Annotated in this window: 13 protein-coding genes, 7 tRNA genes and 1 rRNA gene; 17 read left to right on the top strand and 4 right to left on the bottom strand. The window is 52.7% G+C overall.

The features are described from left to right. The 8 genes from HMPREF1207_RS14310 to HMPREF1207_RS14345 form a co-directional block, all read left to right on the top strand. Positions 1 to 384, top strand: a 23S ribosomal RNA gene (locus HMPREF1207_RS14310); the annotation flags it as partial. A 133-nt stretch (positions 385 to 517) separates the two neighbouring features. After that, positions 518 to 608, top strand: a tRNA-Ser gene (locus HMPREF1207_RS14315). 7 nt (positions 609 to 615) lie between these two features. Next, positions 616 to 692, top strand: a tRNA-Met gene (locus tag HMPREF1207_RS14320). A gap of 14 nt (positions 693 to 706) precedes the next feature. Then, positions 707 to 782 (top strand) — tRNA-Val (locus tag HMPREF1207_RS14325). Between the two features lie 15 nt (positions 783 to 797). Then, positions 798 to 874 (top strand) — tRNA-Asp (locus HMPREF1207_RS14330). 29 nt (positions 875 to 903) lie between these two features. Continuing rightward, positions 904 to 979: transfer RNA gene (locus HMPREF1207_RS14335), tRNA-Phe, on the top strand. Between the two features lie 42 nt (positions 980 to 1021). Then, positions 1022 to 1107, top strand: a tRNA-Tyr gene (locus tag HMPREF1207_RS14340). Between the two features lie 10 nt (positions 1108 to 1117). Further along, a tRNA-Lys gene (locus tag HMPREF1207_RS14345) sits at positions 1118 to 1190 on the top strand. Positions 1191 to 1430: 240 nt separating this feature from the next. Here the strand turns inward: HMPREF1207_RS14345 and HMPREF1207_RS14350 are convergent. The 4 genes from HMPREF1207_RS14350 to HMPREF1207_RS14365 all read right to left on the bottom strand — a co-directional run bounded on the left by HMPREF1207_RS14350 (position 1431) and on the right by HMPREF1207_RS14365 (position 4622). Beyond that, on the bottom strand, positions 1431 to 1739 hold the full coding sequence (locus HMPREF1207_RS14350) for an MTH1187 family thiamine-binding protein (protein ID WP_009676862.1): 309 nt from the start codon (positions 1737 to 1739) through the stop codon (positions 1431 to 1433). Positions 1740 to 2071: 332 nt separating this feature from the next. Then, complete coding sequence (locus tag HMPREF1207_RS14355) at positions 2072 to 3631, bottom strand: GMC family oxidoreductase (RefSeq protein WP_009676854.1); 1560 nt, start codon at positions 3629 to 3631, stop codon at positions 2072 to 2074. Next, the gene (locus HMPREF1207_RS14360) at positions 3628 to 4224 is read right to left on the bottom strand and encodes a gluconate 2-dehydrogenase subunit 3 family protein (protein WP_009676842.1); all 597 of its coding nucleotides are present in this window, start codon (positions 4222 to 4224) and stop codon (positions 3628 to 3630) included. The genes HMPREF1207_RS14355 and HMPREF1207_RS14360 overlap by 4 nt, the downstream gene beginning before the upstream one ends. 5 nt (positions 4225 to 4229) lie before the next feature. After that, positions 4230 to 4622 carry a hypothetical protein gene (locus HMPREF1207_RS14365; RefSeq protein ID WP_009676864.1) on the bottom strand — a complete coding sequence of 131 codons (393 nt, stop codon included), beginning with the start codon at positions 4620 to 4622 and terminating at the stop codon, positions 4230 to 4232. Between the two features lie 258 nt (positions 4623 to 4880). On the opposite strand from HMPREF1207_RS14365, the gene HMPREF1207_RS14370 reads away from it, so the two are divergent. The 9 genes from HMPREF1207_RS14370 to hisG all read left to right on the top strand — a co-directional run bounded on the left by HMPREF1207_RS14370 (position 4881) and on the right by hisG (position 13948). Then, positions 4881 to 5828, top strand: a complete 948-nt coding sequence (locus HMPREF1207_RS14370; RefSeq protein ID WP_009676849.1) for an MraY family glycosyltransferase — start codon at positions 4881 to 4883, stop codon at positions 5826 to 5828. Between the two features lie 122 nt (positions 5829 to 5950). Further along, the gene (locus tag HMPREF1207_RS14375; RefSeq protein WP_009676859.1) at positions 5951 to 7066 is read left to right on the top strand and encodes a PucR family transcriptional regulator; all 1116 of its coding nucleotides are present in this window, start codon (positions 5951 to 5953) and stop codon (positions 7064 to 7066) included. 102 nt (positions 7067 to 7168) lie between these two features. Then, on the top strand, positions 7169 to 8293 hold the full coding sequence (locus HMPREF1207_RS14380) for an ABC transporter ATP-binding protein (RefSeq protein WP_009676853.1): 1125 nt from the start codon (positions 7169 to 7171) through the stop codon (positions 8291 to 8293). Positions 8294 to 8482: 189 nt separating this feature from the next. After that, on the top strand, positions 8483 to 9424 hold the full coding sequence (gene hprK, locus HMPREF1207_RS14385; RefSeq protein WP_009676857.1) for an HPr(Ser) kinase/phosphatase: 942 nt from the start codon (positions 8483 to 8485) through the stop codon (positions 9422 to 9424). Positions 9425 to 9474: 50 nt separating this feature from the next. Next, positions 9475 to 10407, top strand: coding sequence for a prolipoprotein diacylglyceryl transferase (lgt, locus tag HMPREF1207_RS14390; protein WP_009676844.1), 933 nt, complete (start codon positions 9475 to 9477; stop codon positions 10405 to 10407). A 35-nt stretch (positions 10408 to 10442) separates the two neighbouring features. Then, the gene (ppaX, locus tag HMPREF1207_RS14395) at positions 10443 to 11096 is read left to right on the top strand and encodes a pyrophosphatase PpaX (protein WP_009676863.1); all 654 of its coding nucleotides are present in this window, start codon (positions 10443 to 10445) and stop codon (positions 11094 to 11096) included. After that, the gene (locus tag HMPREF1207_RS14400; RefSeq protein ID WP_009676850.1) at positions 11093 to 11677 is read left to right on the top strand and encodes an acyltransferase; all 585 of its coding nucleotides are present in this window, start codon (positions 11093 to 11095) and stop codon (positions 11675 to 11677) included. Before ppaX ends, HMPREF1207_RS14400 begins: the two co-directional genes overlap by 4 nt. 190 nt (positions 11678 to 11867) lie before the next feature. Then, positions 11868 to 13091, top strand: coding sequence for an ATP phosphoribosyltransferase regulatory subunit (locus HMPREF1207_RS14405; RefSeq protein WP_009676843.1), 1224 nt, complete (start codon positions 11868 to 11870; stop codon positions 13089 to 13091). A gap of 221 nt (positions 13092 to 13312) precedes the next feature. Next, complete coding sequence (gene hisG / locus HMPREF1207_RS14410; protein ID WP_009676837.1) at positions 13313 to 13948, top strand: ATP phosphoribosyltransferase; 636 nt, start codon at positions 13313 to 13315, stop codon at positions 13946 to 13948. The last annotated feature ends 88 nt before the right edge of the window (positions 13949 to 14036 follow it).

The following is a 14036-nucleotide window of genomic DNA, read 5'->3' on the forward strand; positions in this document are numbered from 1 at the left end:
GGCTCATCGCATCCTGGGGCTGAAGTAGGTCCCAAGGGTTGGGCTGTTCGCCCATTAAAGCGGTACGCGAGCTGGGTTCAGAACGTCGTGAGACAGTTCGGTCCCTATCTGTCGCGGGCGCAGGAAATTTGAGAGGAGCTGTCCTTAGTACGAGAGGACCGGGATGGACGTACCGCTGGTGTACCAGTTGTCTCGCCAGAGGCATCGCTGGGTAGCTATGTACGGAAGGGATAAGCGCTGAAAGCATCTAAGCGTGAAGCCCCCCTCAAGATGAGATTTCCCAATTAGTAAGACCCCTTGAAGACGACGAGGTAGATAGGTTGGAGGTGGAAGCACAGCAATGTGTGGAGCTGACCAATACTAATCGGTCGAGGGCTTGACCACAAGGTTATTTCCGACAGGAAAAAACCGCATCGAAAGCATATGCAACATATGCACCACAAGATCTTTGGATGGATCGACTGCACGTTTCGCTGCTAGTTTTCAGGGAGCAACCTGAAAAGTTTGTTTACACATTGGAGAGATACCCAAGTGGCTCAAGGGGACCCTCTGCTAAGGGGTTAGACTGCGTAAGTGGTGCGAGGGTTCGAATCCCTCTCTCTCCGCCAGTATTATGGCGGCGTAGCTCAGCTGGCTAGAGCGTACGGTTCATACCCGTGAGGTCGGGGGTTCGAGCCCCTCCGCCGCTACCATAACAACTACATAAGGACGCTTAGCTCAGCTGGGAGAGCATCTGCCTTACAAGCAGAGGGTCGGCGGTTCGATCCCGTCAGCGTCCACCATACAATCTTATGCACGGAGCTGTGGTGTAGAGGCCTAACATGCCTGCCTGTCACGCAGGAGACCGCGGGTTCGAATCCCGTCAGCTCCGCCATTTTAGTTTGTATAACAATTTCATAGTATGGCTCGGTAGCTCAGTCGGTAGAGCAGAGGACTGAAAATCCTCGTGTCGGCGGTTCGATTCCGTCCCGAGCCACCACTTTTAGTCAAGTTAGTCCGTAACGGCGCTTGGCAGTAATGTGGAGGCTTAGCGAAGTGGCCAAACGCAGCAGACTGTAAATCTGTTCTCTGACGAGTTCGGTGGTTCGAATCCATCAGCCTCCACCAGTTTTTCCAAGAGCCATTAGCTCAGTTGGTAGAGCACCTGACTTTTAATCAGGGTGTCGAAGGTTCGAGTCCTTCATGGCTCACATGCCATGTGAACAATTCTCTTCATATAAAAAGAGACCTTAACGGTCTCTTTTTTTGTTGTCTTTTTGGCTTGCGAACGGAAAAATGTCTTAAATCGCTGCATGAATCCAACTCTCGCGACCTAGCCGTGCCGGAAAGTCCCTAATATTCGCTGGTGTGAATTCGATTTTTTAGGGGACTCCCGGTGTTCAAGGTGAACGAAAAAGGTTTTCAGGGAGTAGTTGAGTATAGCTTCCGAGCTATTGAAGCCGCTCCAGTTTGTCGGCAACGGACTGGAGTTTTTGCTGCATGGATGCCGTTTTATCACGCCGGTCGTCTATCTTGATGGAGGTGGAGACGCGTTGAGCGCCGTTTTCAAAGGGGCTTTCGTGTAGCTTAAGGATGACTTCCATGAGTTGATCCAGTGGGCCTTCGATGATGGTACTCATTGGAGTAAGCTCATAATGGAGAGGCTGGTTGTCCAGCACCTTTTGGAGATGAGCTACATATTCACTTAAGCTTGTAGAGCTTGTACCTATAGGAACAACCGTAATTTCTGCAATAGCCATTTAGTAGTGATCCTCCTCTGTTAGAGATAGCTTTGTTTTTAATTGTAATGGAAACGATGCCCGGTGGCTACTTGCTGCTTGGAAAAGGCGGAAGCGCCTGGGTTACCATCAGCGCATTTGTAACAAGAAAAGGGAAGCTGAGGCAAACGCCCGATCAGAGACTGCCGCATCGAGTACCAAGCAGGGGAGCCCTGGGTCGTTATAAGCGTTATCAGGAACTTGGCCAAGTCCAGCCGGCATATGAGTTTAGAGCTTTTTCGTAGCTCAGTATACATAAATGAACAGTTCGCATGATAAAGGCTGAATGTCTCCATATATCTTCATTTTGGTGATTAAATGATTTCACTTACGATATAATCGGCTGTTCGCGCTGCTAAAGCCATTACGGTGTTAGTGGGATTCACTCCGCTGGACGTGACGAATAGGCTCGCATCGCATACGAATAAATTCGGGATATCGTGCGTTTGCCCGAATGAATTTGTGACAGATCGCGAAGGATCGCTTCCCATCCGGCAGCCTCCCATTAGGTGGGCGGTATCTGGTACCACAAATTCGGGTGTTCCTCCCGCTGCCTGAAGAATAGATTTCATGTTCGAGACCGCATGCTCGATGAGATTGGTGTCGTTTTCCCCGAAGCTGAAGGATACTTTGGCTCTGGGCAAACCGAAAGCGTCTTTCTCCCGGGATAACGTGACACAGTTATGCTCTTGAGGAAGGACTTCTCCGACCAGTGTCGCACGGCCGTAATAATTGTAGTCCAGCATAGCCTCCCGTAACGGAGCTCCCCAGATGGGAAATTCGCCTGTTTTGACAATCCCTTGGGCGAAAGCGAGAGGCCGCGTGCCATGGGCATGCAGGGAATACCCGCGCGCAAAGCCGCGGCTCCGGTCGGATTCGTAGAATTCCTGAGTAGTAGCCAGCACAGGGGTCCCCTTGTACAGCCGCACTTCCTCCTCGAACTTGGCATACACGTCATGGCTGCTGTGCGTCATAAGTGCTTTGCCTACCCAGCCGCTGCTGTTGGCAAGTCCGTCCGGATGACGGCTGTTCGCAGAATTCAGCAGCAATCGGGGTGTTTCGACCGCATAGGCCGATACGATCACGAGTTTGGCTTTTTGACGGTATTCGACCCCGTTCTTCATAAAAAGCACACCTGAGGCTCTTCCATCAGGCCCTGTCTCGATCTGAGTGACCCTGCTATCGGTAAGCACAGTAGCACCTGCTTGTACAGCTTTCGGGATATGCTGAATAAGGGTGCTGAATTTGGCGTTAGGCATACAGCCCTGCTGGCAGAAACCACGGTTAATACAGGGAGGCCTGCCCTCAAAAGGCGCAGACAGAATCGCCAGGGGGGCCGTAACGGAGCGAATCCCCAAACTCTCACAGCCTCTTTGAAACAAATAGGCGTTAGGACTCAGAGGGTCCCGTTCGGGATAAGGGTAAGGCCCGCGGAAGTTTCCCCATGGAAAATGGCGGGGACCCGAAACCGCGATTTCTTTTTCAATCCGGGAGTAATACGGCTCCAAATCTTTATAGTGGATCGGCCAATCCTCGCCGACTCCGTCGATCGATCTCGTTTTGAAGTCGGATTCATGGAATCGCAAAAACACTCCGGTAAAATGCTGGGTTCCGCCGCCTACTCCCCAGCCCGAATTGTTGTGCCCCATAGCAAGAGGATGCTCTCCGTCCACAAGACGGGTATCCTGCCAGCCCAGGCACTGCATGGACAGCTCGTCGCTCGCAAAATCCCTTTGGGGATCCCGCAGCGGTCCGGCTTCCACTACCACGACCTGCAGCCCGGCTTCGCTAAGTTCCTGTGCAAGCACACCGCCTGCCGCTCCCGCGCCGATAATGACCACATCAACGGTTTCCGATTGAGTGTTCCATTTCATCGTTCCGGTTTCGCCTCCCACGGATCAAGATGCCCCCGGTCTGCCCGGATGTAACCTCTTGGATAAGCAGGACCTGCGTACCCGATTTCGGACCAAATTTGGGGATGAGAATAGTAAGCTTCCACGGTCAGCGCGAGCAGCCTGTTGAAGAAGGCTTTCTGCACGGCATCCGGCCAATCGCCCCTCAAGGGTAGGCGAACCTCGGCTACATTCGTGAGAAGCTCCTTCTGTTCCGCCGGAGATAGCTGTTGAAAGGGCCTCGCATGAAACCCGTGCGACATCGTCTCAAGCGCCTCCAGCCCTTTCCGGATTAAGTCGGACTGAGGAGGAGTATCGGGTCCTCTCTGGCCTTCTTCCTTTTGCCCGCACAAAGTGTCATCTATATGCTCCAGCACGTAAGTCAAGATTTCGGACCTGTCGTCGGCGACAAGAAGAGAGCATACGCTTCTGAGCTGTTCCGCTTCTAACAGCGTTAACAGCCGATATTCACGGCGCCGCCTCATACGGGAGCTGACGATAGACCGCGTGTGGGGATCCCAGTGGTTTTGCTCCTTCATGACATCGAAAGAAGGGTATTTCGGCATTTTTCTCATACAAGTCACCTTCCATAAACAGCGATTAACCCGAGGACACCGAGAGCCGAGTACAGCAGAGGCATCAGAACGGGAGGTCCGATAAGGAAATTGCGGAACGCATAAGACCCGACGCGTTTGCCCACTCCCCGGGTATGAAGGGACAGCCCGTATAAGCCCGTCAAAATTCCCAGCCACATGCCCATATGAAAAAGATGGAGAAACCAGGGCCGGTTAAGGAGAACCGCGAGCAGCCCAACCAGAAAGTACAACGGGGCGGTAATAACGGGAACCAGCATGACTTTGCGGTGAAAATTTTGCCGGTAATGGGACAAGGTCACTTGAGCCGCGATAACTAAATAAGCGAAAGCCGTAAACAAAATAACGGACCGGTCTAACGTCCAGGTGTTCCAGATCATCGTAGGGGGATCTCCTTTGATTCGTTTTGAACATCCGCTTAAATGGTTGAATTCCTTCTTATTTTTTCCATAAAGGGAGGAGTTAACTCGCTTCTGACAAAATGTTCTCAAGGTTTTGAGCGGGTTAGTCGACCAAACCTTTACCAAACGGGGTAAGTATGGCCGGAATTCGATTGGGAGACGCTAACAGATGCGGTGAAAAAGCCATTTACCCATCGTCATCCGTAAGGGTAACGATAGGCAGGAGGAATCAAGCGTATGCACTATCTAATCCCTATGCTGACGAGCTTTATTCTGGTGGCGCTGCTGGTACCCGTTATGAAGCGGATCGCTGTAAAAGCAGGGTTTGTCGACCGGCCGTCTACCCGCAAAATTCATGCCGCTCCTATCCCTTTGCTCGGAGGAGTGGCGATTTACATCGCTTGCGCGGCGGCTATTTTACTGTTCAGCCGTAACGGCAATCTTTCCTATGCGGTGCTGATCGGCGGAACGGTCCTTATGCTGACCGGCTTGACGGACGACTGGTTTAAAACCCGGAGCAAGGACTTTCCCGTCTGGCCCAGGCTGATCATTTATATTGCGGTGTCCGCGGTGCCGCTTTTATTCGGCATTCAAATAATCGGAGTGTCGAATCTCCATTTCAGCGGCATGATTTTTTTCCCGGTCTGGCTTGTTTGGCTCGGCACGATGGCCTGGATTTTCGGGATCACCAATATGATCAATTTCATTGACGGGGTCGATGGTCTCGCCTCGGGGATCGTAACGATCGCTTCTTTGGCGCTGCTTGTGGCGGCCCTAGTCAAAAGGCAGGAGGATTCCGCATTGATTGCGGGCATTCTGGTCGGAGCCTGCCTGGCTTTTCTGGCGTTCAATTTTTATCCCGCCAAAATTTTTATGGGTGACGCCGGGGCGATTTTCCTGGGGTACACAATTGCGGTCGTTGCTGTGGACGGAGCTTTCAAAAGCGCGACTTTTATCTCCCTCCTGGTTCCTGTGCTGGCGCTGGGCGTTCCTATCTTGGATACGGTCATCGTGTTTACGAGAAGGCTCCTGAAAGGCGGAGGGCTGCACCGGGCCGATAAGCTTCATACTCATCACAGCCTTATGCAGTGGGGGCTGTCCCAAACCCAAACCGTTTCTTTCTTGTACCTGGTCGGCGCTCTGTTCTCCCTGCTTTCTATTATTGTGGTGCTCATGGGCGTATGAACCGCATCCCGCTCCCGAGGCTTATTAAAGCCACCTTTAAGTGAAACGCTTACCTTAGCTGTGTTACAATAATAGGAAGCACCATGGCAGCCTCGATATTACACAGATAGGGAGCTATGCGGATGGATTGGGAAAGGCTGAAAGAACAATTGGAATCGATCGGCAAAGGGCCGGTCCGACTGATTGCAAAGACGCCGGAAGAGTGGGAAACCCTTACAAGAAACGCGGGGAAAAATAACGGGGACAGGCAGGCCCTGAATAAAAGCAGCATGCTGATCGGCAAAGATGTTTATTTCCTGCTGGGCAGGGAAGGGAATCAAGTCCATGCTTTGTCTATACCTGCGGGGAACATGGCCGGAGACGAACGTCATCTGGTCGAGTGGCTCATTGAATCCGCACAGCCGGAGAAAAGGCAAAGCGGCACTCTTCTGCTCGAAGAAGAGAAAAAGCTTTCCGCGCTCAGGGAATGGCTGCTGCAGCATGCCGAAACCGACTCCCAAGCGGAGGTTCCCGACACGATTTCTTCCCAGGCCGGGCTTTATTCGACCAAGATACCTTTTCTCCTGTATGGAGATTATTCTTCCAACGTACGGGCGTCTTACCGGGAGCTGAAAAGGCTGCTGGAGACGTTTTTTGACGCGGAAATTATATTGATTCCATTGCTGGATAAAGAATGGCTGATTCTCGCGCCGGATTATCTGCTCACAGTAGGGCAGGAAGACAAGACGGACGCCCAGGAAGAGAGCACCGAGCAGATGCTCGACGCCCTGGCGTCAGGACTTCATGATATGCTGGCTACCGAATGGGTAGGAGAAAGCCACCTGGGGGTTCACTACCCTATCCAGCCTGCCCAGACGCTTCTGGCGTCCATGCTTTCTCTACGTTCGACGATTATGCTCGGCCGGTTATACAATGTGACGAACAACATTCACACGCCTTGGCATTTGCAAATGGAAAAGCTGCTCCATCCGATCCCCGATTCCGAGAAACATCAGTTTCTGGAGCACGTGCTGAAGGACTATTCCATGGATGCCGAGACGCAGTCCACGCTGGAAAGTTTTTTTGCGCTGGACTGCAACGTGAGCGAGACGGCTAAAAAGCTGTATATTCATCGCAACACGCTTTTATACCGGCTGGACAAGTTCAAAAACGAGACGGGGCTGGACGTAAGAACTTTCCACGACGCCGTTCTGGTAAAGCTGGCGCTCGTATTGTACAAAGTAACAAAAAGAAAGTGAGTTTTTTGTGAAGATTGTGCATAGTCAGTCTTCGGGCATTTAAGCTAAGATAAATGTACAGATTCCAAATTAAGAACATTCAAGAACCAGGGGGAATGAACTATGGCAGGCGTTCGTCTTAACCATATCGTAAAGAGGTACCCAGGCAACCAAGAAGCAACCGTTAAGGATTTCCATCTCGATATTCAAGATAAAGAGTTTCTCGTATTGGTAGGAGCATCCGGTTGCGGTAAATCCACAACTCTGCGGATGATTGCCGGTCTTGAAGAAATTTCCGAAGGCGAACTGTACATCGGCGACCGTCTCGTGAACGACGTGGCTCCTAAAGACCGCGACATCGCGATGGTATTCCAGTCCTACGCCCTGTACCCGCACATGAACGTGTACCAGAACATGGCGTTCGGCCTTAAACTCCGTAAATTCAAAAAAGCCGATATCGACGCACGCGTGCGTGAAGCGGCTAAAATTCTCGATATTGAACACCTTCTGGACCGCAAGCCGAAAGCACTTTCCGGTGGTCAGCGTCAGCGTGTCGCCCTGGGCCGCGCAATCGTCCGTGAACCGCAAGTCTTCTTGATGGACGAACCGCTTTCCAACTTGGACGCTAAACTTCGTGTACAAATGCGTGCCGAAATTTCCAAACTTCACAAACGTCTCGGCGTAACGATCATCTACGTAACGCATGACCAAACCGAAGCTATGACAATGGGTAGCCGGATTGTCGTTATGGACAAAGGCATCATCCAACAAGCGGCTTCTCCGGAAGAGATCTACAACTTCCCGGTCAACATGTTCGTAGCGGGCTTCATCGGATCTCCTTCCATGAACTTCGTAAACGGCTCGCTGAGTGACCAAGGCGGAGAGCTTCATTTCAAAGCCAAAGGCGTAGACGTTGTTATTCCGCAAGGCAAAGCTCAAGTTCTTCGCGATAAAGGCTACGCCAGCAAAGAAGTTATTCTGGGCATTCGTCCTGAAGATATCCACGATGAGCCTGTGTTCCTCGAAGCTTCCGCTAAGACAGTGGTTAACGCTCTGATCGAAGTGTCCGAGAACCTGGGTCACGAAATGCAAGTTCACCTTGCCGGTATCGGCGAAGGTACAGTCGTGGCGCGTGTTGACGGCCGCTCCGGTCTGAAAGACGGCGCTAACGTGAAGCTTGCTCTGGACATGAACAAAGTTCACTTCTTCGATAAAGAAACAACGAACTCCATTCTTCTGAACTCGTAAGAATCATTAATTTAAAGCCAGTCCATCGTGACTGGCTTTTTTGACGTATTAGGGAATGATGAGGCGGCCTGTGGGTATGCTGCAGAAGTTACACCTCTGCAGGGATACCGGTTGGCCTGGCGGCAGGTTGATTTTCACCCGGCAGTTGAATTACGATGGAACTATTGGGAAAACAAAGGGGAATGAACGATGGGCAAAAAAGTGAGAGTGTCTGAGCTGGTTGAGCATTACAACCTGGAAGTCATTTGCGGCGAAGACGGGTTAAAGCGGACTGTAACGGTTGCCGATCTTTACCGGCCCGGTCTGGAAATGGCGGGCTACTTCAATTATCATCCGCAGGAACGCGTTCAACTGCTGGGACGCACCGAGATGTCTTTCTTCGAAACGCTGGATGAAACGGTCCGGCTGCATCGTGCCGAGCAGCTTTGTGCAAGCGAAGAGACGCCCTGCATTATCGTCACCCGCGGATTGGATATTCCGGCGGAATTGGTGGAGGAAGCGAAGAAGCACCAACTTCCGGTTCTCCGCAGCCAGGTGGCGACCACCATTCTGGCCAGCCGGCTGACCAACTTCCTCGAAAACAAGCTTGCTCCCTCCACTACCATTCATGGTGTACTGGTGGATGTGTACGGCGTCGGAATGCTTATTACGGGCGGCAGCGGAATCGGGAAAAGCGAGACGGCGCTCGAACTGGTCAAGCGCGGCCACCGTTTGGTAGCGGACGATGCCGTTGAAATCCGTCAGACAGCCGATTATATGCTGTACGGGAACGCTCCCGACCTGATCCGCCATTTGCTCGAAATCCGCGGCGTCGGCATTATTAACGTAATGACGCTGTTCGGTGCGGGAGCGGTGCGGAACGTCAAGAAAATATCCGTCGTTGCCCGGTTGGAAACTTGGCAGCAGGATAAGCAGTACGACCGCCTCGGACTGGACGAAGAAACGACCCGGATTATTGAAACGGATGTGCCGCTGATCACCATCCCGGTTCGTCCCGGACGGAACTTGGCGGTCATCGTCGAAGTTGCGGCGATGAACTACAGGCTCAAGCGGATGGGCTTCAACGCGGCCCTGCAGTTCACCAACAAGCTGACGGAAACGCTGGCCGAAGATTTGGACGACATGGACTGAGAGCCGGTTCATACCCAGACAGGTAAGGAATAGGAGGATATCGACCGTTTATGCTAAATCCAGTCGCTTTTAAGCTAGGCCCGATTTCCGTGCATTGGTACGGCATCATATTAGGAATGGCGGCCCTGATCGGGCTGCTGCTTGTCATTCGGGAGGGCAAGCGCTTCAAGCTGCAGCCCGAATTTTTCATGGATCTGCTGCTGATCGGAGTACCGTCTGCCATTGTGGCCGCTCGTATTTATTACGTGGCCTTCCAATGGGAAAACTACAAAAACAATCTGGGCGAAATTATCGCCATCTGGAAAGGGGGGATCGCCATTTACGGCGCCCTGATCGGGGCCATTATCGCAGCGCTCATCTATGTCCGCCGCAAAGGATATTCGTTCTGGCGGATCGCGGACATTTGCGCTCCGGGACTCATTATCGGCCAAATGATCGGCCGCTGGGGCAATTTCGTGAACCAGGAGGCCCACGGCGGCCCGGTCAGCGAATCTTTCCTGCGAAACACGCTTCATCTGCCGGATTGGATCGTGAACCAGATGAACATCGAAGGCATTTTCTATCATCCCACTTTCCTGTATGAATCGGTATGGAATTTCGTCGGTCTGCTGCTGCTCTTCTGGCTGCGCCGCCGTCCGTTCCTTCGTGCGGGCGAGTTATTTATGAGCTATTTTATCTGGTATTCGCTGGGCCGCTTCTTCATCGAAGGCTTGCGTACGGACAGCCTCGATTTCACGGGACCGGCCTGGCTGGCTTCCCTGCTGAACGGGCTGTGGTCGCCGATGTCCCTGCTGTTCGGTGAAGCGGGTACGATGACTTATGGCGGCAACATCCGCATTTCCCAGCTTCTTGCCGTGCTTATCATCATCGCGGCTATCATCATCATCGTCCTGCGCCGCCGTATGGGCTATGCGAAAACCAAGTACAGCGATCCGATCGAGAAAATCGGCGGGACACCGGCTTCGGCCAACACAAGCCATTGAAAACAGACAGAACTCTTGATAATAAGGAGCACAGCATGAAGCATACGGTATTGTTTGATTTGGACGGCACTATTCTGGACACCAACGAGCTCATTATCCAGTCGTTCCTGCATGCGCTGGAAGGAAAGACGCCCGAGCTGTTTACAAGAGACAACATCATTCCCCACATGGGGCGCCCTCTCATCGAGCAGCTCCAGTTTTTCAGCGGCCTGGATGAAGTGACGGATCTTTTGACTCTTTACCGGTCTTATAATCTTAAACACCACGACGAGCTGGTGAGACCTTTTCCTTATGTAAAAGAGGTATTGGCCAAGCTGCATGCCTACGGAGTCAAAATCGGCGTCGTAACCAGCAAAATCAGGCTGACAACCATGCTGGGCCTGGAGCTTTGCGAACTGCTGCCGTATATCCAAAGTATTGTGACCGTCGATGATGTTACGAACGCGAAGCCGGACCCGGAAGGAATCAGGAAGGCTCTCCATGAACTGGGCTCAACAGCGGAGGAAGCCGTCATGGTGGGGGACAGCCATTACGATATCGAAGCGGCCAAAGCCGCAGGCGTTGAAGCCGTGGCGGTCAACTGGTCTCTTAAGGGCCAGGCCTACCTGGAACAGTACCATCCGGAGCATATGATCGCGGATATGCGCGAACTGTATATGATTTTCGGGATTACGGAGGAAAGTGTTTGAGGAAAACCGACAGATACCCGGTCGACGGACCTAACGCCTTATGGCAGATTTACCGGACAGTCAGCAAATGGAAAGCGGTCAAAAATTTCGTTTGGATACAAATCAGCCGCTACTGTCCCTCGCTTCCGGTTAAAAATTGGATCTACCGCCGCATGTTGGGCATGGAGGTGGGAGAACACACCGCTTTCGCTTTGATGGTGATGGTGGATGTATTTTTTCCGGAAAAAATAAAGATCGGCCGCAACTCGATCATCGGGTACAACACCACCATTCTGGCTCACGAGTATTTGACCAAGGAGTATCGTCTGGGTGAAGTGCGGATCGGATCGAATGTGATGGTCGGGGCGAACACGACCATTCTGCCCGGTGTAACGATAGGGGATGGCGCCGTAATCGGTGCAGGATCTGTCGTCCACAAGGATGTGGAACCATACAGCTTCGTAGCGGGTAATCCGCTTCAGGTTATCCGGACGGGAACTCCCGATTCCGCAGAAGCCCGGACTTTCGGAGCGTCAGCGGAAATATCCGGACCGGAGTCGGCTTCCGGCAACAGCACCAATCCAAACAGTTCATCTTCTTAAGAAGGTGAACTGTTTTTTATTTGAAGCGAAGAGGACATTGGCTGCAGAGAAACGAATGGGAATGAATCTGCAAATTGACGCCTCTGACATTCCGTGATAAACTAACGGATATCCTTCAATTTGGTAGTATGGTAGCGTGCTAAAGCGTTTTGAAAATAGAGGTGTACCGGCAGGGCAAGGAGGAACATGAATGTCTAAACCTAAAGTGTTTGAAAAACCTACGGGTTTTAAAGATTTGCTTCCGGAATCGGTAGCGAGAATCCGTGAGATCGAATTCAGCGTGCTGGACTGCATGGAACGGTGGGGCTACCGCCAAATCGTGACTCCGACGCTGGAATTTTACGATACGGTAGGGATGGCCAGCTCCATCGAAGACCGGAAACAGTTCAAGCTGCTGGACCGCAACGGGAAAACGCTTGTACTTCGTTCCGACATGACGGCCCCTATCGCACGGGTGGTCTCCTCTCTTCTGCGGGATGAGCCTCTTCCGCTCCGTCTCAGCTATCACGGGAATGTTTTCCGGGCGATGGAGGAAGAAGCCGGGCGCGATTCGGAGTTCTTGCAGACCGGTGTGGAACTCGTAGGCGACCCGTCCGCGGAAGCGGATGCCGAAGTAGTGGCTTTGGCGATTGCTTCTTTACAGGCCGCAGGCGTAAAAGCGTTTAAGTTTGCCTTGGGGCATGTCGGGTTTTTACACGGCTTGTTCGGCGAAACGCTCAAAGACCATCCAGAAGCTCAGGAAGAGCTCAAGAGCTGCTTGCTCGCCAGGGACTACGTCGGTTACCGCACGGCCATCCGGCGTATGGGTGTGGACGAAGCCCGGCGCGGCGAACTGGAGAGCATCCTCCGGCTGCGCGGAGGCAAAGACATCTGCGAACAGGCACTCAGCGTCACTTCCGACCCGACGGCCCAAGCGGCCATCGCCCATCTGTGCGAGGTATGGAACGTTCTGGAGGCTTACGGAGTCAGCGAGCATGTGCTGATTGATTTGACGATGATCGGGAATTTTTCTTACTATACGGGTCTTACATTCGAAGGGTACGCGGCGGATCTCGGGTTCCCGCTGTGCAGCGGGGGCAGATACGACAATCTGCTCGCTCAGTTCGGACGTCCCGCACCGGCAACGGGCTTTGCCTTGAAGACGAACCGCATTCTGGAAGCGGCTGGAGATGCGGTCCGCAAGCAGCAGGAGCGGGTCCTGATCGTATACGGGGAATCCCGCCGCGGCGAAGCGCTGGGCAAAGCCCGGGAGCTGAGAACCCTTCCCGGAAAGGTCGTTGTGACACGCCACGCCGGCAATGGAACCGGGTCCTGTGCGTCGTGGGATCCGGCAGCTTTGCACGAACTGGGACAGGGCCGTTACCGGTACGAAGGGAACGTGTACTCGGAAATCCTGCTCTACCTAACGGATTAATTTTCAACGTCCGAGTTGATAAATTCGCCGGCCGGTGTAGAGTTGTTAAACCAACGAATGCGGCAGCCTAAACCGGTTGACGATGCGATAAAACAAACGATTCAGGCCATTCAAACCGGCCTTCGCGGTTATACAGCGGGCCTTGCTTGCGGCTTACGCGTCGTAACGGGGGCCCGCAATCATTTAGCTTCGACAGAAGCTGTTGACAGGAGGCTGAAGGCATGCAGGAAATGCTTAAGGTAGCCATGCCCAAGGGGCGTATATATAAACAGGCATTCAAACTTTTCCGCCGAGCGGGATTGCCGATGCCTGAAGATAGCGGTGACGATTCCAGAAGACTGATCGTTACCTTTCCGGAAGCCAACATGGAATTCATTCTCGCCAAACCCGTTGATGTTCCGACTTATGTGGAATACGGGGTGGCGGATATCGGAGTGGTGGGCAAGGATGTATTGATGGAAGAAAACAGGAACGTCTACGAACTGCTTGATCTCGGTATCGCCCGCTGCCGGATGTCCGTTATCGCGCTGCCGGACTGGCAGCCCGTTCTGAATCCCCGCGTCGCGACGAAGTATCCCCGGGTGGCTTCCCAGTATTTCAGGGAAAGAGGACAGCAGGTCGAAGTCATCAAGCTGAACGGCTCGATTGAACTGGCGCCGCTGATCGGCTTGGCCGACCGTATCGTCGACATGGTCGAAACCGGTCAGACCTTGAAGGAAAACGGCTTGGTGGAATATGAGGAGATATTTCCGATCACGAGCCGGCTTATCGCCAATCGCGTCAGTTACCGGATGAAAAACGACCGGATTCAGCAGCTTTGCGACGCTCTGCAGACAACGATTGCGTTGCCGGAGTAAGAGGCTGCTATCCCTTGACGGATGACATAAAGCGTTATAAAACAAAAACGATCAGCAGGCGAAAGCCGGCGTTACGAAAGGGTGATTG

The sequence above is a fragment of the Paenibacillus sp. HGH0039 genome, from assembly GCF_000411255.1.
Taxonomy (GTDB): domain Bacteria; phylum Bacillota; class Bacilli; order Paenibacillales; family NBRC-103111; genus Paenibacillus_F.